Below are 2,535 nucleotides of genomic sequence, written 5' to 3'. Positions count from 1 at the left end.
GCAAGTTCCAGAGTACGGCCAGACACGTGAAACCTGGTCGGAAGATGGGGGGACCACCCTCCAACCCTAAATACTACCCAGTGACCGATAGCGTATAGTACTGTGAAGGAAAGGTGAAAAGCACCCCGGGAGGGGAGTGAAAAAGAACCTGAAACCCTGTGCCTACAAGCACCTAGAGCACGTCAAAGTGTGATAGGGTACTTTTTGTAGAACGGTCCGGCGAGCGATTGTATGCAGCAAGGTTAAGGTCTTCAGGACTGGAGCCGAAGCGAAAGCGAGTTTGAAAAGGGCGTTAAGTTGCATACAATGGGCCCGAAACCGGGTGACCTACCCATGGTCAGGTTGAAGTGGAAGTAAAATTCCATGGAGGACCGAACCGACCTCCGTTGAAAAGGCGGCGGATGAACTGTGGGTAGCGGAGAAATTCCAATCGAACCCGGAGATAGCTGGTTCTCCCCGAAATAGTTTTAGGACTAGCCTCAGGTTAGATATCTGGAGGTAAAGCACTGAATAGCCTAGCGGCCGAGAGGTTAGCGAAGCTTATCAAACTCAGAATGCCAGAATATTGATGCCTGGGAGTCAGACAGTGTCAGATAAATGTCATTGTCAAAAGGGAAACAGCCCAGATCTACAGCTAAGGTCCCAAAGTCAGGTTAAGTGGAAAACGATGTGAAGATACGCAGACAACCAGGATGTTGGCTCAGAAGCAGCCACTCATTCAAAGAGTGCGTAATAGCTCACTGGTCGAGCGTCTTTGCGCGGAGAATTTAACGGGGCTAAACCTGGCACCGAAGCTTAGGCAATCCAGCAATGGATTGGGTAGGGGAGCGTTGTATACGCGGCGAAACAGTAGCGCAAGCGGCTGTGGAGTGTATAGAAGTGAGAATGCCGGAATGAGTAGCGCGAATGCAGTGAGAATCTGCATGGCCGAAAGCCTCAGGTTTTTGGAGGAAGGTTCGTCCGCTCCAAGTTAGTCGGGAGCTAAGGTGAGGCCGAAAGGCGTAGCCGATGCACAGACGGTAGAGATTCCGTCACCACCAAAAGAGTTAAGCACAGGGACACATAAGAAGTCTCAGAGCCGGGTGTTGGTTCCGGTAGAGATCGAGGGAAGTTAGTACCGAAGTCTGGGATGGAAGATGGCGAGAAAAGCTGTGTGGATTTCTGAGGTGCCCGTACCGCAAACCGACACAGGTAGGTAGGAAGAAGATTCTAAGGCCAACGGGAGAAGGGTTGTTAAGGAACTCGGCAAATTGACCCCGTAACTTCGGGAGAAGGGGTGCTCCAGAGATGGAGCCGCAGAGAATCGGCCCAAGCAACTGTTTACCAAAAACACAGGTTTGTGCTAAATCGAAAGATGACGTATACGAGCTGACGCCTGCCCGGTGCTGGAAGGTTAAGAGGAGATGTGCAAGCATTGAATCGAAGCCCCAGTGAACGGCGGCCGTAACTATAACGGTCCTAAGGTAGCGAAATTCCTTGTCAGGTAAGTTCTGACCCGCATGAAAGGCGTAATGATTTGGGCACTGTCTCAACAGCCCGCCCGGCGAAATTGTAGTACCGGTGAAGATGCCGGTTACCCGCGACAAGACGGAAAGACCCCATGGAGCTTTACTGTAGCCTAATATTGGGTTTCGATGTTGCATGCACAGGATAGATGGGACTCTGGGAAGTGATCGCTTTGGCGGTCATGGAGAGGACGTTGGGATACCATCCTTGCGATATTGGAATTCTAACCTGCGGCTCTGAATCGAGTCGGGGGACATTGTTAGGTGGGCAGTTTGACTGGGGCGGTCGCCTCCTAAAGAGTAACGGAGGCGTTCAAAGGTTCGCTCAGCTTGAACGGAAATCAAGCAAAAGAGTGCAAACGCAGAAGCGAGCCTAACTGCGAGACTGACGGGTCGAGCAGTAACGAAAGTTGGAGTTAGTGATCCGGTGGTATGTGAGTGGAAATGCCATCGCTCAACGGATAAAAGTTACCCTGGGGATAACAGGCTGATCTCCCCCAAGAGTCCACATCGACGGGGAGGTTTGGCACCTCGATGTCGGCTCATCGCATCCTGGGGCTGTATTCGGTCCCAAGGGTTTGGCTGTTCGCCAATTAAAGCGGTACGCGAGCTGGGTTCAGAACGTCGTGAGACAGTTCGGTCCCTATCTGTCGTGGGCGCAGGATATTTGATGGGAGCTGTCCCTAGTACGAGAGGACCGGGACGGACGTACCTCTGGCGCACCAGTTGTTCCGCCAGGAGCATAGCTGGGCAACTACGTACGGATCGGATAAACGCTGAAAGCATCTAAGCGTGAAGCCGACCCAAAGATAAGATATCCCACTGATTTGATCAGGTAAGATCCCTTGAAGACTACAAGGTTGATAGGCACGATGTGTAAGTGGAGTGATCCATTCAGCAAGTGTGTACTAATAGATCGAGGGCTTGACCACAATTCGCTTGAGACTCAAAGAGTCAACGAAAAAATGTTAGCAGTGATTATTCAGTTTTGAAGGCACGTCCTTCTAAAAACACTGGACAAACAGTAGAC

At 51.2% G+C, this 2,535-nt stretch carries 1 rRNA gene; it reads left to right on the top strand.

Annotated elements, in window-relative coordinates:
* Positions 1–2,437, top strand: a 23S ribosomal RNA gene (locus J3350_RS13795); the annotation flags it as partial.
* Positions 2,438–2,535: the final 98 nt, after the last annotated feature.

It is taken from the genome of Faecalibacterium sp. Marseille-Q3530, assembly GCF_017377625.1.
GTDB classification, from domain to species: Bacteria; Bacillota; Clostridia; order Oscillospirales; family Ruminococcaceae; genus Faecalibacterium; species Faecalibacterium prausnitzii_E.
This window is presented reverse-complemented; position numbering and strand designations above follow the sequence as displayed.